Source organism: Chengkuizengella marina, assembly GCF_009910845.1.
Classification (GTDB): Bacteria; Bacillota; Bacilli; order Paenibacillales; family KCTC-33759; genus Chengkuizengella; species Chengkuizengella marina.
Genome location: NZ_SIJB01000032.1, coordinates 33,600 through 53,611 on the forward strand (window position 1 = coordinate 33,600; position 20,012 = coordinate 53,611).

The 20,012-nt window shown below is 33.1% G+C and carries 19 protein-coding genes; 18 read left to right on the forward strand and 1 reads right to left on the reverse strand.

The annotated features are described in order from the left end of the window. The first annotated feature begins 28 nt into the window (after nt 1-28). From ribH to ytfJ, 5 genes are all read left to right on the forward strand, one after another. Nucleotides 29-499 carry a 6,7-dimethyl-8-ribityllumazine synthase gene (gene ribH / locus ERL59_RS15955; RefSeq protein ID WP_160647233.1) on the forward strand — a complete coding sequence of 157 codons (471 nt, stop codon included), beginning with the start codon at nt 29-31 and terminating at the stop codon, nt 497-499. 8 nt (nt 500-507) lie between these two features. Next, nucleotides 508-1,281, forward strand: coding sequence for a segregation and condensation protein A (locus ERL59_RS15960; protein WP_160647234.1), 774 nt, complete (start codon nt 508-510; stop codon nt 1,279-1,281). Continuing rightward, nucleotides 1,250-1,849, forward strand: coding sequence for an SMC-Scp complex subunit ScpB (gene scpB, locus ERL59_RS15965; RefSeq protein ID WP_160647235.1), 600 nt, complete (start codon nt 1,250-1,252; stop codon nt 1,847-1,849). Before ERL59_RS15960 ends, scpB begins: the two co-directional genes overlap by 32 nt. Nucleotides 1,850-1,998: 149 nt before the next feature. Next, nucleotides 1,999-2,673: a DUF2953 domain-containing protein gene (locus ERL59_RS15970; protein ID WP_160647236.1), complete on the forward strand. Its 675-nt coding sequence runs from the start codon at nt 1,999-2,001 to the stop codon at nt 2,671-2,673. After that, the gene (gene ytfJ, locus ERL59_RS15975; protein ID WP_160647237.1) at nt 2,646-3,098 is read left to right on the forward strand and encodes a GerW family sporulation protein; all 453 of its coding nucleotides are present in this window, start codon (nt 2,646-2,648) and stop codon (nt 3,096-3,098) included. Before ERL59_RS15970 ends, ytfJ begins: the two co-directional genes overlap by 28 nt. A gap of 120 nt (nt 3,099-3,218) precedes the next feature. Here the strand turns inward: ytfJ and ERL59_RS15980 are convergent, their stop codons facing one another. Next, complete coding sequence (locus ERL59_RS15980; RefSeq protein ID WP_160647238.1) at nt 3,219-5,729, reverse strand: hypothetical protein; 2,511 nt, start codon at nt 5,727-5,729, stop codon at nt 3,219-3,221. Between the two features lie 120 nt (nt 5,730-5,849). Here ERL59_RS15980 and ERL59_RS15985 point away from each other — a divergent pair, with 120 nt between their 5' ends. The 13 genes from ERL59_RS15985 (at nt 5,850) to ERL59_RS16045 (ending at nt 19,921) form a co-directional block, all read left to right on the forward strand. Further along, nucleotides 5,850-7,004 carry a D-alanyl-D-alanine carboxypeptidase family protein gene (locus ERL59_RS15985; protein ID WP_160647239.1) on the forward strand — a complete coding sequence of 385 codons (1,155 nt, stop codon included), beginning with the start codon at nt 5,850-5,852 and terminating at the stop codon, nt 7,002-7,004. Beyond that, on the forward strand, nt 6,998-7,585 hold the full coding sequence (locus tag ERL59_RS15990) for a nucleoside recognition domain-containing protein (RefSeq protein ID WP_160647240.1): 588 nt from the start codon (nt 6,998-7,000) through the stop codon (nt 7,583-7,585). The genes ERL59_RS15985 and ERL59_RS15990 overlap by 7 nt, the downstream gene beginning before the upstream one ends. A 36-nt stretch (nt 7,586-7,621) precedes the next feature. Continuing rightward, nucleotides 7,622-8,155 carry a spore maturation protein gene (locus ERL59_RS15995; RefSeq protein ID WP_160647241.1) on the forward strand — a complete coding sequence of 178 codons (534 nt, stop codon included), beginning with the start codon at nt 7,622-7,624 and terminating at the stop codon, nt 8,153-8,155. 128 nt (nt 8,156-8,283) lie between these two features. Then, on the forward strand, nt 8,284-8,622 hold the full coding sequence (locus ERL59_RS16000; RefSeq protein WP_160647242.1) for an N-acetylmuramoyl-L-alanine amidase: 339 nt from the start codon (nt 8,284-8,286) through the stop codon (nt 8,620-8,622). An 18-nt stretch (nt 8,623-8,640) separates the two neighbouring features. Further along, complete coding sequence (locus ERL59_RS16005; protein ID WP_160647243.1) at nt 8,641-9,387, forward strand: pseudouridine synthase; 747 nt, start codon at nt 8,641-8,643, stop codon at nt 9,385-9,387. 98 nt (nt 9,388-9,485) lie between these two features. Beyond that, nucleotides 9,486-10,013: a redoxin domain-containing protein gene (locus ERL59_RS16010; protein WP_160647244.1), complete on the forward strand. Its 528-nt coding sequence runs from the start codon at nt 9,486-9,488 to the stop codon at nt 10,011-10,013. A 4-nt stretch (nt 10,014-10,017) separates the two neighbouring features. Next, entirely contained in the window at nt 10,018-11,691 is a 1,674-nt protein-coding gene (gene resB, locus ERL59_RS16015; RefSeq protein WP_160647245.1) for a cytochrome c biogenesis protein ResB, read from the forward strand. Further along, complete coding sequence (gene ccsA / locus ERL59_RS16020) at nt 11,688-12,956, forward strand: cytochrome c biogenesis protein CcsA (protein WP_235929923.1); 1,269 nt, start codon at nt 11,688-11,690, stop codon at nt 12,954-12,956. The genes resB and ccsA overlap by 4 nt, the downstream gene beginning before the upstream one ends. A 129-nt stretch (nt 12,957-13,085) precedes the next feature. Further along, nucleotides 13,086-13,799 (forward strand): response regulator transcription factor, encoded by a 714-nt coding sequence (locus ERL59_RS16025; protein ID WP_160647246.1) that lies wholly within the window; start codon nt 13,086-13,088, stop codon nt 13,797-13,799. A gap of 1 nt (nt 13,800) precedes the next feature. Beyond that, entirely contained in the window at nt 13,801-15,225 is a 1,425-nt protein-coding gene (locus ERL59_RS16030; protein ID WP_160647247.1) for a HAMP domain-containing sensor histidine kinase, read from the forward strand. Between the two features lie 96 nt (nt 15,226-15,321). Then, on the forward strand, nt 15,322-16,932 hold the full coding sequence (locus ERL59_RS16035; protein ID WP_201763590.1) for a gamma-glutamyltransferase family protein: 1,611 nt from the start codon (nt 15,322-15,324) through the stop codon (nt 16,930-16,932). Between the two features lie 464 nt (nt 16,933-17,396). After that, on the forward strand, nt 17,397-18,590 hold the full coding sequence (locus ERL59_RS16040) for an IS110 family RNA-guided transposase (RefSeq protein WP_160647248.1): 1,194 nt from the start codon (nt 17,397-17,399) through the stop codon (nt 18,588-18,590). A gap of 527 nt (nt 18,591-19,117) precedes the next feature. Continuing rightward, nucleotides 19,118-19,921 (forward strand): GNAT family N-acetyltransferase, encoded by an 804-nt coding sequence (locus ERL59_RS16045; RefSeq protein WP_160647249.1) that lies wholly within the window; start codon nt 19,118-19,120, stop codon nt 19,919-19,921. The last annotated feature ends 91 nt before the right edge of the window (nt 19,922-20,012 follow it).

The window sequence follows — 20,012 nt, forward strand, 5'->3', positions numbered from 1 at the left end:
CATATTAAAAACTATAGGAGATGGGACTATGACACATATATATGAAGGACATTTGGTATCAGAAGGCTTAAAATACGGAATAGTAGTTGGGCGTTTCAATGAATTCATTACATCTAAATTATTATCTGGTGCTCTAGACGCTCTTAAAAGGCATGGGGTAAAAGACGAAGAAATTGAAGTTGCATGGGTTCCAGGTGCATTTGAAATTCCTCTTATTGCACAGAAGATGGCACAAACGAACAAATACGACGCAGTTATAACGTTAGGGACAGTTATTCGTGGATCGACTCCACATTTTGATTATGTTTGCAGCGAAGTATCAAAAGGGGTTTCTGCGATTAATTTAAAAACAGGTGTGCCTACGATTTTTGGAGTACTAACAACTGATTCAATTGAGCAAGCGGTTGAGAGAGCAGGAACAAAAGCAGGAAATAAAGGTTGGGAAGCTGCTGCAACAGCGATAGAAATGGCTAACTTGAGTAAACAAATTGAAGGGTAAGATAAAACTTGTCTGTACAATATAAATTAGAAAAATTTGAGGGTCCACTTGATTTATTACTTCATTTAATCGATAAATCTGAAATTGATATATATGATATTCCAGTGAAGCAAATAACTGAACAATATATGGAATATTTAAAACAGATGAAGAAATTTGAATTTGAAATTACTAGTGAATTTCTTGTGATGGCAGCAACACTTTTATCAATAAAAAGTAAAATGTTGCTTCCAAAACCTCCACCAACAGATTTGGATTTAGAAGATCATGTTGAAGATCCACGTGAAGAATTAGTAAGAAAATTAATTGAATATAGAAAGTATAAAACGATTGCTGATCATCTAAGAGATCAAGAATTGGAACGAAGTTTGATATTTTCAAAAGAACCTGATGATCTTAGCCATCTTATTTCAGATAAAATGGAAAGTCCTGTTGAAGGTTTACATCTTGCTGACCTGATCATCGCATTTAGCAAAGTAATTAAAAAAGTGGAAAAAAGAAAATCAGTTGCAACTATTCGAAGAGATGAAATTTCTGTTAAAGATCGGATTCTTGAAATGATGGGTTATTTTAAACAAAGTGAGAGTAAAATTCTTTTTTCCACTTTGTTTAAGAATGAATCGAGCAGAGAATTTATCATTGTTACATTTTTAGGTTTGTTAGAATTAATGAAAATGAAAAAAATAATTAGTTATCAGAATCATTCATTTGATGACATAGTAATTGAATACGTAGATAAGGAGGAAGTACATGAACTCAACACAGATGAAATCGATTATTGAAGGATTGATATTTGTATCTGGAGATGAAGGCATTGATGTCAAACAAATTGCAAAAGTACTTGAACAAGATGAAAAAGTGATAATCGATGTGTTGAAGAACATGAAACAAGATTATGAAAAGAAAAAAAGGGGGATTCAGATCCTAGAACTTGCTGGTTCATTTCAGTTTACTACTCGACCTGAACATTCTCCTTACTTTCAACGTTTGGCCCAATCCCCTTCAAGAGCGACTTTATCTCAGGCGGCCTTAGAAACATTAGCTATTATTGCATATAAACAACCAATTACTAGAGTTGAGATAGAAGATATTCGCGGAGTGAAATCTGATCGTGCCATTCATACTCTGGTTGTTAAAGGATTAGCACATGGAGTCGGTAGAGCGGAATCATTGGGAAGACCTATATTGTACGGTACAACAAAACAGTTTTTAGACTATTTTGGTATTAATAGTTTGAAAGACTTACCTGATCAAGATACATTTGAAAATCATGACAACTTAGAGGAAGAAACTAAAAAGTTGCTTGAAAAAATGGGAATGCAGCAAATGACAATGAATGATTTAGAATAATTACAATTATTAATAAAGAACTCTAACTTATAAAAGGTTGGAGTTTTTTTTATGGTTTAAATTAACTCAAAGTGCATGAATTTTATTTGGAAAGATATACTAAACATATTAGAAATAGGAAGATCTATTTTCGGGAGGTATACCTCATTATGTTGTGGGTATGGGGATTATTATTCATACTGTTTGTTTTATGTTTATGGGTTATGATTAGTTTTATAAAAATACAAATTTCTTTAAAACGAATTCATAAAGATGATCGATTCTCTGTTGATGTCTACTTATTTAGACGATTATTTCATTATCAATATGAAATATCACTTGTTGAGTTTAGAAATGCTTTTGATGGTGTAGAGTTAAAATCTAAGAGTTCAAAAAAACTTGCTAAATCAGATTCAGATGGGGAGTCACTTATTACTCCAAAAAATATTTGGGATTATTTAAAAGATGCAAGAGAATTAGTTACACATTTTATTGGCTTCTCCAAATGGTTATCTCAATCAATGACTTATATTCATTGTACTCATTTAAAATGGAAAACAAGTGTTGGTATTGGAGGAGCACCAGAAACTGCAATGTTAACTGGTATAATTTGGGGTGTGAATAGTAATATTATTAGTTACTTTATAAATAAAATCAAAATGAATGTCAGACCTGAGTTAGAAGTTCATCCTTTATATAATAAAATAGATATTTATATTGATGCGGAGTGTATACTTAAAATTCGTATAGCACATGCTATCTATATTGCAATACATTTTATGATTCGTTTGCTAAAGGCAAAAGGAGGGTTCAAAACATGGAAGAGCATCCTATCCAAGGGTTAATGATAACAGCAATGGAAAATATTAAGGAAATGGTTGATGTAAATACCATTATAGGTGATCCAGTTGAAACACCAAGCGGAAGTATCATTTTACCTGTTTCAAGAGTAGGATTTGGATTTGCAGCTGGGGGTAGTGAATTTGTTATACAAAGAGATGCAAATTCTGATGAATCTGAATCTGAATCAAACGCAAAAATGCCATTTGGCGGTGGATCCGGTGGTGGAGTTTCCATTGTTCCAATTGCTTTTTTAGTTGTTGACAAAGCAGGGGTACAACTTGTTTCGTTGGATAATCAAACTCACTTACTTGAAAGAATTATTGATTCAACACCTCAAGTTATGGATAAAATTCAATCATTGTTTAAAAAAGATGAAAAAAAAGATGAGATTAATGATCATTCACATGAAAAAGGGCCAATGATGTAAGTGTAGTGTCCGAGATATTAGTGAAAAAAGAACCTCCAAATTACTTAGTCAATTTGGAGGTTTTGAGGTTAATAAATATCTTTTTAATTTAAAATGGTTTTGAAATTGTGAAAAAATATTCTATTCTAAATCTTCTAATAAAATGCTTTTCCAAGATTTATCAAATTGATCAGCAAATATTAATTTTGGTTCTGGTTCATTTATAATTTGATTTGTATAATATTCAGGTTCAATTTTAACTCGTATAAAATCTCCATCATTTAAATTGTATATAATAAGCTCATTTTCACTGGGGCTAGAATGAACTGAAAAATAGAGTTTGTTGTTTTTATATAGCAAATTCCCTAGATTATTGTAATTTTGATGGAATATCGTTTTTACTTTATTCGTTTCTAAATTGATTTGTAAAACTCTATAATCTTGTAATAAATAAATGATTCCATCTTCTTCATCTAAATAATATGAACTTTCTCCATATATTTGCATCCTGTAAGTTTTGTCATCTCTTGGAAAGAAAATCGTGTTTGCCCAATTTCCACTTTTATCAAATAAAATGACTCTGTTATCAAATAATATAATAACTTGTTTTTTATAAGAAAGTATCCTTGTTTTAGCGTGATCAGCGTATCTATGACCGATATATAAATTTCTGAATTGCTGAGTGCCTGGTTTATGCTGAAATAATCCATAATCATAAATCCAAATCATATCGTTCTCAAGATCATGATAGTAAAGATCTGTTTCAATGTTCCTATTCTCTAGTAATCCTTCTTCAAAAGTTTGAAAGTTTTTTGAATTTTGGCTTAAAAAATTTAAATTATCATCTAGAAGGGTATATCCCTCAATACTTTCAATTTGAATAGATCCATCATCATTTACACTTATTTTTTCTGGTAAATTCAACGCATACTGAGATATGATTTCTAACTTTTTATTTAATTTTATAATCCGATTTCCGTATGTATCTGCTATAATCCAATAATTTTCGATTTTTGTAAAATCATTTGCTGTGTATATGACAACAGCTGACCCATAAAGAACAAAATATGATTTTGAAATCGGCAGTTCACCTATTTTATTTAACTTTTCTCCTTGTAACTTATATAATATATTATCACGAATGATATGCCACTCATTTGATATATTTTTTATGGTTAAATCGCTTATTATGTCACCAGATTCGTCTTTGAATAATTCTTCCCTTTTCAATTCCTTAGGAATTTGACTCTCATCAGATGTCTTAAATCTGTTTATTGGGAGATTAACTTCTATCTCATCTGCCTTACTTTTGTCCTTAATATTAGTTTCCACTTCCATTTGTATATTTAAATCGTGAACCCACATCGAATGATTTTTATTTATTTGTTCATTTAGAGGCAAGACATTTTTTGATAGGTCATATAACGATAAGTGTTTAGTTTCATCTTTGAGCTCAAACTCTAATAATGTTTTGTATTGTTTAATAAATTTAGCATCTTTTATAACATACGAAATGGATTCGTCTTTAAATGTATCATCTCTATGATTGTAATTGTAACGGATGATCTGTAACTCATTATTATCTATTTTATAAAAAGAAATGTTGTCATAGTGAGGTCTAATTAATCTCCAATCATTACTATCCCAAAGAAGTGAATTAGAGTGTAATTTGGCTTCATTTTCCGTTGGTAAAATATAAAGTTTTTTATCATTAGGATCAGTGAAGTGTCCAAATGGATAAGATTTATTATTCGCATCAAAAATCATTTTAAAATCATTTATTTTAAAATCAACAAATCTCTTTATATACGGCTTTCTGTTCTCTTTTTTATAATAAACGATAGTTCCTCTCTCATCTTCAAATGTAAATAAGTCAGTATTATTTTCTGGGAAATGATATTTATTTATGTTGTTAAAATCAACAGGGGTCTCTTGAGCTTGCGGTTTTCTGTAATCATATTGCTTTACAAAATCATTGTAGTTATCTTCCCTTATATGCTGAAATTCATTATTTACGTATTCAAAATTAAAAGTACCAGGTTGATAAATGATTTCTCTAAAACTAGAATTTCCATCAAGCACCATGAAAAACAGATTAGGTTCAATGACATAAGTCATAGTTAGCACCTGATCAGCTAAATAATTCAATTCAGATATTTTAAATACTTTAGGAATTGAGGGCCCTCCCTCTTCACTCGAAAATGAAATTCCATACCATGCAGGTTTCAGATCTCCATCACTATATCGTTCTTTCCGTTCCCCACCCATTAAAATGGTTTGATTATGTATCCAAAAATGCATTTGATCTGTCACTTCATCAAAAGAAAGCAACCTTTCCAACTTCATTTCTTTATTAGATTCAAAAACAAACTTCAGTTCACCGTTTTGAACAAAAAGTATCCCTTCTTTGTTCTGTTTATTTTTGTATAAGACGTAGGGTTCCTTTGTAGATGGTTTAAAAGTATTTTTATTTGCACTCTTCCATTGGTTAATTTCCTCCCAGCTTAAAAGGAGATCATTATGGTTTGATTCCACTTGATTTTCTAGACTTATATCATTTTTTTGATTCATTTCTCCCCAAAACCATATGCAAATTGCACCTAGTAAAACAAAGAGGAACATAGTTATCAATATGGACATCTTAATATTCAACCTTTATCACTCCTCTCAATGAACTTATTTTACCATAAATTTGAAAACATAACCTATTAGAACAAGCATATACATGTACAAATAATAGTACAACCATCGGATAGAGAAATGGAGGCAGTTATGAAAGGGTTAAATGAATTTTTCAGATGGATATTAATACTTACATTGATGTTTCCAATCTTTTCAATTACAAGTGATGCAGAATCAGGTGTCCCAACTTCAGCTGAAGCATTCGCATTAATTGATGTAGAATCTGGGAGAATTATTGAGAGTAAACAAGGGGACGAACAAATGCTTATTGCAAGCATTACTAAAATTATGACAGCCATAGTTGCAATTGAAGATGGGGATCTGTCTAGTGAGGTGACTGTAGGCAAAAATGCCTATAGAAAAGAAGGCTCCTCCATTTATTTGCATTTAGGTGAAAAAATGAATTTGGAAAATATGATTTATGGTTTAATGCTTCGTTCTGGTAATGATGCTGCAACAGCAATTGCAGAACATGTCGGTGGTTCTATAGAAGGTTTTTCCTTTTTAATGAACAAAAAAGCAGATGAGATTGGAATGAAGAATTCTAATTTTGTGAATCCACATGGGCTAAATGAAGAAGGACATTATTCTTCAGCAAATGATATTGCCAAATTAACGGCCTATGCATTAAAAAATCCTATATTTCAGGAGATCGTCAGGACTAAGGTTAAAAAAGTACCAAATCCTCATGAGGAATGGGACTATACTTGGTACAACAAAAATAAGATGCTTGCACTTTATGAAGGTGCGGATGGTGTTAAAACAGGTTACACAAAAAATGCAGGTCGTTGTTTGGTTTCATCAGCTACAAGAAATGGTCAACAACTAGTCGTTGTTACTTTAAATGCTCCACAAGATTGGGCAGATCATAGTCGATTGCTTGATTTTGGATTCGAGACGTATCCACATCACTACATTATACAAGAAGGGGAATCAATACAGGGACAGCCATATATAGCAAGTAGATCTTTTAAGTATCCTCTTACAGAAGAGGAACGTTCAAACGTGAAACTAAAATTAAAACTCATTAATCCAGAATCAGTAGATTATAGACTTGGAGATAGAGGGAAATTGGAGTTTATATTAAATGATATATGGATTGGGTCAATACCTGTAAATGATGTAAAGGTAAAGGATACTCTAAGTGTTAATTCTCATGTATACTCCAAAAATGTTATGGATTTTCATATACGGTCTTATATAACAACTTTAAAAAATATAGTGAAGGATCTATTCACATGGTAAACTTAATCTGGTTATTTTTTATCTTAATTGGATTTATAGTTGCAGCAGTCCAAGGAAATATAGAAGTTTTTTCTGAAGCGGTATTTGATGGGGCAAAAACGGGTGTAACGATTTGTTTTAGTTTAATTAGTGTATTGGTTCTTTGGCTTGGTTTAATGAGAATTGCAGAGGATGCAGGATTATTAAAAAAACTTTCAATTTTACTTCGTCCTGTTGTTCGATTTTTATTTCCTACCATTCCAAAGGATCACCCTTCAATCGGATACATTATGTCAAATATGAGTGCCAATATGCTTGGATTAAATAATGCAGCGACACCTATGGGAATCAAAGCAATGGAAGAATTGCAAAAATTGAATTTAAATAAAGATACTGCTAGTCCAGCTATGTGTACACTATTAGCATTAAACACTTCCAGCATTACGATCATACCAACTACTATTATTGCAATTCGTATGGCGAATCAATCGATGGACCCGTTTGAAATCGTAGGAACAACATTGATGGCTACAGCGATATCTACAACTGCTGCAATTGTTGTAGATAAATGGTATCAAAGAAAAGCTTTGCGAAAAGAATGAGTTGAATAATATAGTTTATCTAGTGAAGGTGATAATATGTATGGACTTATAACTGCTATATCTCTCTGGGCTATTCCTGTGATAATCGTATTTATCTCATTATATGCTTTTTTCAAAAAGGTTCCTGTTTACGAATCCTTTATAGATGGGGCTAAAGATGGATTTGATACGGCGATAAAAATCATTCCTCATCTTGTGGGAATGATGGTAGCGATTAGTGTTTTTCGGGCATCAGGAGCAATGGATTTCATGCTAGGATTGCTCCATCCAGTATTAAATTTAATTGGTGTTCCAAGTGAAGTCTTTCCCTTAGCAATATTAAGACCCATTACAGGGGCTGGCTCACTTGCTTTTACAACTGATCTCATCCAAGAGCATGGACCAGATTCAATGATAGGGCGTATCGCTTCTACCGTTCAAGGATCTACGGATACTACACTTTATGTGCTAACAGTCTACTTTGGTGCAGTAGGAATTCGAAAAACCAGATATGCACTGAAAGTGGGTTTAATTTCTGATATGGTCGGTTTTGCGGCAACTATTATCATTTGTATGTTAGTGTTTGGTTAATAATTGATGTTCACAAAGAGTGAATTAACTTAAAGCTTTCTCTTTTTGGGGAAGCTTTTTACTTTTTCTCACCGGCAATCCTCAACCCTCATATAATGTAATTCACATGAATTGATTTGAGGTGAGTTATGGATTATCTAGGTATCGTTATACACCATTCAATTTGTCCATCCATTAATGGAAAAGGATATGATTATTACATTACTAAGGATTTAAGCATTATTCCTGCTCCAGATGCATTTGATAAAGAATTTATTCATATCTGTCTTGAAGGGGATTTTACAGAAGTGAAGGAACTGCCACTCGCCAATAGAGAACAGCTTTTTATATTGAAAAAACTCATATTGCGCCTATCTGCTTTACATGGTTTTTCTACTCATGATGTATATGGGCATACATTAGATTGTCCTGGTGGAGACTTTCCTTGGTATGACCTTGTGATTTCTTCGGATAATGTATATCATTAACCTTTGAGGTGATAAATCATGGAAAGACTGCAAAAGGTACTTGCAAATGCAGGAATTGCTTCCAGAAGAAAATCAGAAGAAATTATATTAGCTGGAAGAGTAGAAGTAAATGAGAAGATAATTAATACTTTAGGAGTAAAAGTGAATCCTGATGAAGATATAATTAAAGTTGATGGTAGACCCATTAAAAGTGAGAGTAAAATTTATGTGTTATTTCATAAACCTAAAGGAGTAATTAGCAGTGTAAAGGATCCTCAGGGCAGGCAGATTGTAACAGATTACTTGAAAAAAGTGAAACAACGTGTTTATCCCGTAGGTCGATTGGATTATGATACAGAAGGATTATTATTACTTACAAATGATGGGGAGTTCTCTAATTTAATGACTCACCCTAAACATCATATTGAAAAAACATATTTTGTTACAGTAAAAGGTGTTCCACACGGTTCTCAGTTGGATCGTCTGAAGGAAGGAATCGAATTGGACGATGGTAAGACGGCTCCAGCTGAAGTGGAATATCATGATGTAAATCCAGATAAAAATGAGTCGGTAATCTCTATTACCATTCATGAAGGAAAAAATAGACAAGTTCGTAGAATGTTTGAGGCTCTTTCTATCCAAGTGAAAAGATTGAAAAGGGTTCAATTCGGGTTCTTAAATCTTCAAGGTGTTTCTAGAGGGAAGTTTAGATATCTTCAAACAAGTGAAGTAAAAGAATTAAAAGATTTAGCATTGAAGTCACATAAAATTCAAAATAAAGACTAATTTTTGAAAAATGTTTCGATATAATGGAGTAGTATCATTACTGTAAAATGAAGTGATGCAGTTCATATTTTTTTGGAGTAAGAAAGCAAGGTGTTCTGATGAAAAACAATAAAAAATGGGTTCAGTATATCATTTTAATTTTGTTTGTAGTTATTGCTGGTGTAACGTTGTTTAGTGGTGTTCTTTCAACAGATGAAGTTCCAGAGGTGGGTAATTTTGCTCCAGATTTTTCTTTAAAGGGTTTGGATGGACAAGTTTATCAACTTTCAGACTTTGAAGGAAAACCAGTAGTTGTGAATTTCTGGGGTAGCTTTTGTGAACCTTGTGTTAGGGAAATGCCAGCTATTGAAGACATATATAACAAATATCAATCGAAGGACTTGATTATTCTTGGTGTTAATTTGGATGAACCAGAAGTTACAGTACAAAGTTTTGTTAATCAAGTTGGTGTTACTTTTCCAATCCTCTTAGATAAAAATATCGTTTCAGATCAATATGATGTCAGATATTATCCAACTACTTATTTTATTGATGCTAATGGTATTATAATGGAAAAGAAGATTGGTGAAATGAGCGAATCTTATTTAATTCAGACAGTGAACAAGTTAATAGCAGTAAAGGAGTAAAACAATGATTCAAAATACAAAGTGTGAATGCGGGCATCAAAATCCAGTGAATACAGTACTTTGTGAATCTTGTGGAAAACCTTTAATAGAAGATCAAAGTATGGAAACATTGGAAATGCGTTATGATGGTGCTGTTCGCCGGTCTCAACGTGAAAATAAAACAATCATTGACCGTGTCTGGAGCTTTTTTTCTTCTGTTAAAGTAGCGATATATTTAATATTTTTCACGCTTTGTGGAGCGTCTTTAGGGACGATATACCCACAAGAAAGCACTTTTATCAATATAGATCCCTCCACATACTATCCTGAGACGTATGGAACGATGGGTTCAATTTATTATATGTTAGGTCTTTCACATACTTATGAAACATGGTGGTTTAAACTGCTTTTAATTATGATTGGCACGTCGTTAGTTATTTGTAGTTTAGATCGAGTATTGCCCTTATATAGAGCTTTGAATAAACAAAAAATTCGAAAACATGATCAATTTATAAGAAGACAGAAAGTGGTCTATACTGGAGATATTAAGGAAATACAAAATGAAAAAGATGCTGAGCTTTGGGTAAATGAGTTTTCAGGTATTTTAAAGAAAAAATTTTATCGTGTCACAACAGACGGAAGATCATTATTAGCAGAAAAAAATAGATTTAGTCGATGGGGACCTTATATTAATCATATCGGACTCATCATATTTTTATTAGCCGTTTTGTTACGGTTAATCGTATCGCCATGGTATATGGAAGAATATATATCCGTTTTGGACGGAGAAATTGAACAAATTCCAGGAACTAATTATTATGTAGAAAATGAAAGGTTTATCGTTGAGTTTTATTCTGAAGATGAGTTATCTGAAAAAACAGTTGAAAAAGGGAAAATCATACCTAAATTGTTTGCAACAGAAGCTGTGTTATATGAATGTGTAAAAAACTGTAATGATCCTATAAAAGACCCTGTTTTGGAGGAAGTGAAAAAGCACTCCATTCAAGTAAACGAACCATTAGAATACGAAGGGTTATTAATTTATCAAATGGGTTATGAAGAAACACCTATATTAAATTCAGTAAACGCTACCTTGAAAAATAGAGAATCTAATGAGGAATATGGTCAATTTATTCTAGAAATGGACAATCCCAAATCAACATATGAAGTAGGAGATTATCAGCTAGAACTCATTGGTTATTACCCAGATTTCACGTTTATTAATGGTGAAGCTGGTACAAAATCTTCTAAACCTAATACACCTGCTTTTATTTTTTCTATTCATGGACCAGGAATGCCAGATAAAGGGGAGATTAATATGTATTTTCCTCTTCCGCAGCATAAGGTAACCTATCAAGAGGATCAAATTAATATAGCAGCCGGTAGCACGTTGGTAATTGATGTAGAATCGATGCAAGATGTTGACTTCTCATTATATACTAGTTTTTTAAGTGCGAGAAAAGATACAATATTGCCCATGATTTGGATTGGTCTTTCCATCTCAATGATTGGATTGATTTTAGGGTTTTACTGGAATCATCGGAGAATTTGGCTTAAATTTAATAAAAATCAATTGCTGTTAGGTGCACATTCTAATAAAAATTGGTTTGGATTAAGGAAAGAAGTGGCTCAAGCTTTGCACAAATCTGGTATAGAAGTAGAAGCTAAATCACTAGAAAATGAGGTGAAAGACAGTTGAGTTTAGAACAGATTAGTAATACGGCTCTAATTGCTGCATTTTTTATTTATATTATTGCATTTTTTATGTTTGTTATATCAATTACAGGGAAAAAATGGAGTAATCGAGATCCAGAAGCTCATATGAAACGTTGGAGTAGATTTGCATTTGGAGTTACAGTTCTAGGAATTGCATCTCAAATCATTTATTTTATTACAAGATGGATTTACTCTGGACATATTCCAAATGCTAACATGTTTGAGTTTATGACTCTTTTGTCTATGATGATTATTGTAGGTTTTATAATCATCTATATCATTTATCGCTCAGCTGGTACAGGAGTATTCGCACTTCCAGTTGCATTTATAGTACAAGCTTATGCTATGGTTTTTCCATGGGAAGCAGAACCTTTAATTCCTGCATTGCAAGACAATTGGCTTAAAATTCACGTCACAACTGCTGCTCTTGGAGAAGCTTTTTTTGCTGTAGGATTCGCTACAGGGTTAATGTATTTAATAAGAACAGTAAATTTCTCAGGCACTTCAAAAAAAGAACGTCGATCCATAAAAGGTGTGGAATTCACCATTTTTGTTATCCTTGTTGTAGTAGGATTTATCGGTTCAGTTTTCCTTTTTAATGGTATGGATTATCATGCAGAATTTTCAAAGGACGTCATTGTACCTGCAGAAGAATCAGAGTTAGAATTAGAGCAAGTGACTACAGAAAATGTGGAATATACGCTGCCTCCAATTGTAAAACCGTACAACAGTGAAATAGTATCAATGGATTCTTACTTTGGAATTCAAAAACCTTTATTCGAAGCACCATTTTGGATGCAGGGCGTAAATGCAGGGCGTAAATTAAATACAGTGGTTTGGGCATTTATTATAGGTACATTGCTTTATTATACTTTGAGGTTAATTTTACGAAAACCGATAGGTGCAAGTATACAACCTATATTAAATGATTTAGACCCAGATGATTTAGATGAAATTAGTTACCGTTCCATTGCACTCGGCTTCCCAATCTTTACTTTAGGAGCTTTAATATTTGCTATGATTTGGGCGCACATTGCGTGGGAAAGATTTTGGGGTTGGGATCCAAAGGAAGTATGGGCATTAATTGTATGGTTATTTTATAGTGTATATCTACACTTACGTTTATCTCGTGGCTGGCAGGGTTCAAAATCTTCTTGGTTATCCGTCATCGGATTTTTAATTGTGATGTTTACGTTAGTGGGAGTTAATTTAGTTATAGCTGGATTACATTCTTACGCAGGAGTATAATATATATATCCGAAACAACTTTAATAACAAACACCTAGTGTGCACAGAAGTGTAAACAGCTTAGAATCTCGCCAATTCGTGGTTAAATATATGTAAAGGTTATTTTTATTGATTGGAGTTGAAAATAAGATGTCAGAAAAAAGTGTAATTTTGGTAGTAGATGATGAAGAAAGAATACGTAGACTTCTTCGTATGTATCTTGAAAAAGAAGGTTGTGTTGTTGACGAAGCAGAGGATGGGGAAACTGCTTTAGAAATGGCACTTGAAAAGGATTATGATTTAATTCTGTTAGATTTGATGCTTCCAGGCATAGATGGAATTGAGGTTTGTGAGAAACTTAGAATTCAAAAAGCAACTCCTGTCATCATGTTAACCGCAAAAGGAGAAGAGGCAAATCGAGTGCAAGGTTTTGAGGTAGGTACAGATGATTATGTAGTTAAACCATTCAGTCCGAGAGAAGTTATTTACCGTGTTAAAGCGATTTTACGACGCTCCTCTGCGACTGCTTACCTAACAAGTGAAGATAGTTCAAGTAATAATATTGTTTTTCCAAATTTAATCATCGAACATGATGCTCATCGTGTCACTGCTAACGGACAAATTATTAGTTTAACACCAAAAGAATATGAACTATTACATTACTTAGCTTCATCTCCAGACAAAGTGTATTCTCGTGAAGAATTATTAAAAGATGTTTGGAATTATGAGTTTTTTGGTGATCTAAGAACCGTGGATACACATGTTAAAAGACTTAGAGAAAAATTAAATAAAGTTTCACCTGAAGCAGCTTCCATGATTCATACTGTTTGGGGAGTAGGGTACAAACTAGAGGTGCCAAAATAAAGTGAATATTTGGAAAAGTGTAGTAGGTAAACTGTGGATTACGATTATCCTCCTAGTTGCTTTTGTAATCACATTTTTAGGTTTGTTTTTATTAGTATATATTGATGTGAATTTTGATAAAAATTCACAGGAAATTAGTTGGTTATTTGTATACACAGGAATTATTGGATTTTTGTTAACAACTTTTTTTGCATTTTTCTTATTTACGAAAATTACTCAGCCTCTATTACAATTAAAAAAAGCAACAGATTCCATTACTGTTGGAGAATATAATACTCGTGTTGAGATTCGCTCCTCTGATGAAATTGGACAGTTGGCTAATAGATTTAATCATATGGCAGAAAAGCTGGAACAAACCATTAGAGATTTAAATCATGAAAAAGAGCAATTAGGTAGTATTCTTCGAAGTATGACCGATGTGGTTATCACTTTTGATGCCGAGGGTACTATTTTATTAGCAAATCCACAAGGTGAGAAACTTATAAAGCATTGGGCTGCTATTTCTTGGGAAGATGGTCCAGAAATTGCTTTAAATCATACTCCAGAACCCCTTCAACCTTTATTTCAATCTGTAGTATCAAACAATAAAGAGTTGACGTCGAAGTTATATGTTCTAAATGATGTATGGTCAGTTGTGATTACCCCTCTTTATGCTCAAGATATGGTACGTGGTGCCGTTGCCGTATTGCGTAATGTTACTGAAGAGGATCGTTTAGAAAAATTACGTAAAGATTTTGTAGCCAATGTGTCTCATGAATTAAGAACTCCACTATCGATGTTGCAAGGGTATAGTGAAGCACTATTAGATGATATTGCAGGTTCCATTGATGAAAGAAAGGAACTTGCACAGATTATTTTGGATGAATCTTTACGTATGAGCAGACTAGTTAAAGACTTATTAGACTTGGCTAAAATGGAAACCGGGCATATTGATTTGAATTGTGACCGGGTGAACATGACAACATTAATTAGCAGAGTTATCCGTAAATTTTCTGCATTAGCTAATGAACATCATGGAGTAATTATAAAACAAAACATAGATAAAGAAGATTTATGGATAGAATGTGGTGATGAAGATAGATTAGAGCAAGTTTTAACTAATTTATTAGATAATGCATTAAGGCACACACCAAAAGGAGCCTTTATATTTATTCGTGCTCATTATAAAGTGAATGAAGATGCTGTAAATGTAGAAATAGAAGATCAAGGAGAAGGGATCCCAAACGTGGATTTACCTTATATATTTGATAGGTTTTATAAAGCAGATAAAGCAAGAACACGTATTTCTAAAGGTGGTACTGGTTTAGGTCTGTCCATTGTAAAAAATATTGTAGAATCACATGATGGTATGATAGAAGCTAAGAGTATTGTTGGAGAAGGCACTACTTTTTCATTTGTGATTCCATGTAATAGAACAAGTGAGTAGAATGTGATATTTATTAAAATCAAGAGCTTTACTTTTAACATAACTTAAAGGTAAAGCGCTTTTTTTCTAAAACATTTTTAGAAAGGTTGTAGATCTATGGAAATAGATTATTTATATCATCCTTATCCATCACAAAGAATGACAGTATTTGCAAAGAGGGGAATGGTTGCAACATCACAACCGATTGCTGCACAAGCTGGTTTAGATATTTTAAAAAAGGGAGGCAACGCTATTGATGCAGCTATTGCTACTGCTGCTTGTTTAACTGTTGTTGAACCAACATCAAATGGTATTGGTGGGGATGCTTTTGCTTTAGTATGGAACAAGGGAGAATTACATGGGCTTAATGCAAGTGGTCCTGCCCCAAAGAAGATATCAATTGATGCTGTAAAAGAAAAGGGATATAGAACTATGCCTGATTATGGGTGGTTACCAGTAACAGTACCAGGAGCACCTAGTGCATGGGCAAATCTATCAAATCAGTTTGGTAAGCTTTCTCTAAAAGAAGTATTAGAACCAGCCATTTATTACGCAGAGAATGGGTATCCTATCTCTCCTGTTTTAGGTCAGTATTGGCAAATAGCATACAATAAATATAAAAAGAACCTCATTGGTCCTGAATTTAAACCTTGGTTTGATACTTTTGCACCTAATGGAAGGGCACCAAAAATAGGCGAAATGTGGGGATCTATAGGGCATGCAGAGACACTTAGATCCATAGCTGAAACAAATGGTGAAAGTTTTTACAGAGGGGAATTAGCACAAAAAATAATATCATTTTCAAATTCAAATGGGGGTTTTCTTTCTGAGGAAGATTTAGGAGAATATCATGCAGAATGGGTAAAACCAATTTCCATAAACTACCGTGGATATGATGTGTGGGAGATGCCTCCAAATGGACAAGGAATTGTTACCTTAATGGCTCTGAATACTTTAAAAGATTTTTCGTTTGCAGAAAAGGAAAGTGTAGATACATATCATAAACAAATTGAAGCAATGAAGTTGGCTTTTTCTGAAGGGAAAAAATATATAACAGATTCTAATCATATGACAACTACAGTAAAACAACTGTTATCAGAAGAATATGGAGATCAACATGCGAAATTAATTAGTAATCGTGCGTTAGTTCCTGAGTTAGAAGCAACTGGTAAAGGTGGGACTGTTTATCTTGCAACAGCAGATGACCAAGGAAATATGGTTTCTTTTATCCAAAGTAATTATAGTGGTTTTGGTTCAGGTTTGGTCGTTCCTGGTACAGGGATAGCACTGCAAAACCGTGGTTCTGATTTTTCATTGGACCAAAGTCATGAGAACAGTTTACAACCAGGTAAAAGAACGTATCATACGATTATTCCAGGATTTATTACAAAAGGTAATGAAGCGATAGGACCTTTTGGTGTTATGGGTGCATATATGCAGCCTCAGGGGCATTTACAAGTTGTAATGAATATGATTGATTTTAATTTAAATCCACAATCTGCCCTTGATGCACCTAGATGGAGGTGGGTGGAAGGAAAAAGAATTAAAGTTGAACATAACTTTCCGCATCATATTGCAAAACAATTAGCTTCCAGAGGACACCAAATAGAAATGACCCTAGACCAAGGAGGATTTGGTCGAGGCCAAATCATATGTCGAGACTTACAAACTGGAGTTCTTTCAGGGGGGACAGAATCGCGAACGGATGGTGCGATTTCAGCGTATTAGATCTACTTAGTCTTAAGTAGATCTAATATAAGCTGGTGTGATTTTAAAACAAAGTTGTAGCGTTTATAAAAAAGATGAATCGTTTAAAACAAAAGTTAAAGCGTTTAAAATAAAGTTGCACCGAAATATTATATTGAAACAGTTTGATCAAAACTTATGAATTAGAATGTGATTCATGAGTTTTTTGACTTTCATATTAGACAAAAGGGCCAGTTCGTATTATGAGGTTAGCCAGTTATATTTCTGGTTGACCTCATATTTTTATTGGTCTTATTCTTTAGGTAGCCGGGGTAGAACGTAAGGGCCAGTGGGACTTGATCTCGTCCGCAAAACTGTTCACCCTCTACTTGTAGAAACATGTGTGAGGCTGGTTGGGACGTAGATCTCGTATAACAAGCGAAGAAATGACACTACAAGGGAAATTAGAGGTACCGGCAATGAGATAGTGAGAGGGAGTGTTAAGCATGGATCCAGTCATTGGTCTGGATATTGCAAAAGGAGAAAGCCAAGTTCAAGCCTTTTTACAAAGGAAACATCCATACAAAAAGAGTTTTAAATTTGAACATCATTTAGAGGGTCTAGATGTATTTTACAAGTTTTATAAAGAGATAGAAGCAGAGACTGGAAAGGATCCGGTTGTCATTTTTGAGTCTACAGGTCATTATCATGAACCTATCGTGCAATTCCTTGAAAGGGAAAAGATCGTCTATATCATGGTGAATCCTATTATTTCTCATGGAGCTAAAAAATCGAGTATGCGGAAGGTCAAGACAGATGCTATTGATGCTTCCCATTTATGTGAGCTGTACTATAAAGAGGATTTAGAACCTTATCATAAGAAGAGTATTCAAGTTTTGAATCTACGTAATTTAACTAGGATGCACGATGCGATAACTAGCTCTTATGTGCAGATGAAGTTACAATTTCTAGCTACTTTAGATCAAGTATTTCCAGAGTACAAGAAAGTGTTTAGCGATACGTATTCTAGGGTTTCTTTAAGGACATTATATTTGTTTCCTACTGCAGAAAAGGTGTTAAACAAAGATGTTAATGACTTGGCTGAGGAAATGAAAGGGAATTGTCAAAAGAGGTCTTATAAATGGGCATTAAAAAAGGCTGAAGGGTTAAAGGAGGCTGCTTTAAAGGATCCTTTTCAAAAGAATCTTTATGACAGCAACTTAGTCAGTCTAAAAATGTATATTAATCTTTTATTAGAATATCAGGCGCATTTATCAAAGTTAAAAGACGAGATAGATACTTTAGCAAATGAAATAGAAGATTACCATATCATTCGTTCTATCCCCGGAGTAGGAGATAAGATTGCGGCAACAATCATCTCCGAAATTGGGGAAATAGAACGCTTTTCGCATCCGAAAAAACTAGTAGCCTTTGCAGGTATAGATCCAAGGGTTCATGAATCAGGCAAGTTTAAAGCAACATATAACCGAATAACTAAAAGAGGTTCAAGTAGACTACGGCAAATATTATATAGTGCTGTATTATGTGGTTTAAGGAATTCTCGAAATAGTAAACTAATAGCATTTTATCAGAAAAAGCGAGAAGAAGGTAAACCACACAAAGTTGCCATGATTGCTTGTGCAAATAAGCTCACTCAATGGATTTTCTACATTTTAAAACGTAAAGAGGATTTTAGATAAATATTTACTAAAAGACCATGATCTTCCAACAGTTTTAGGAAGGTCTATTTGGTATGATAAAAATTATTATAACACGGAAATTTATTTATTTTTAAATTAATTCTTGACCTCCTAGTAGCTGGTATTGTGAAACAACAATCTTTTTTGATTTATAGTGCGAACAGGGTGCTAAAGTAATAAAATTATTGATTTACACAAGTATATTTGGTATACTTACCTTCTTATTATAGAAGGGAGTGAGGGTAAATAATGACTAATTTAATGAGGATAACCTTGGGAATTCAATGTATTGCCTCTCACTCATGCGGATTAAGAAATTAAGCCTCCTTAGTTATATTAATGAAAAGAGCATGGCGTAAGTATATCTTTCGAAAAAGAACGTAATGGAAGTCACAAGGTTAATTTACATAACCTTGTGACTTTTTTATTTCTAAATGATTATTAATTCCCAGTTATTCCTCATAAATGTTAGTCTAATAATTTATATCTGGAGGAAAAAGAAATTTTTAACTAGGAGTTGTTATTCAATGGGAAATTTATATCAGAATGTATTATTTAAACAAGAAAAAGTTAATGAAATGGAATTGGCATTAACTCAATTTAACTCAAAAAGAGCACTTTCTCATGTTAATTCAAATTTAAAACTCAAAAATTTAGGTGATTGTACATTAATAATCGATTCAAATGCACCAAATTCAATTTATTACAACCGTATCAAGGGGTTTGGAAATCATGATATAGACAAAGTTGATTATATTTTGGATACGTATTATTCCGAACAAATAACACCTTGTTTCGATATGACTCCCAATAACATTAATTTTGAAGTATCTCAGGTATTAATGAATAAAGGGTTCTTTTGCTCTGAACAACTGGTATTCCTAGAACTAGAACCGTATTTTACGGAGTATGATAATCGAGAAATTGATATTGTTAGAGTAACTGAAAATAATGCAAAAGAATTTATTAATCTCATATTACTTTCAGATGGAAAGGAAGTAGAGAAAGATTTGATTGAAAAAAAATCGGTATATTTCTATCAGTCAAACTTTCAAAATTTCATAGCATATATAGGTGGAGAAGCTGTAGGAATGGGCTCGCTTTTTATAAAAGGTGAGGAAGGATATATTGCTAATGGATTTACCTTCCCATCCTACAGGGGTAGAAAAGTCCAAAAATCATTACTTCATTTTAGAATACAGGTAGCAAAAGAATTGGGATTAACAAAGTTATATACAGATGTAGAATTCGGTTCTATAAGTCACAATAATCTGTTAAAGGTAGGATTTGAATCAATACTCACGAGTTCCTTTTGGATGAAAGCTAAATAAAAATCATGTGAACTAAGGTGCTTTGTTTTAAAAGTTAACCAATATACGAGCTGACCTTTTTAAAAAGCTACTAAAATATAAGTGTTTTTTT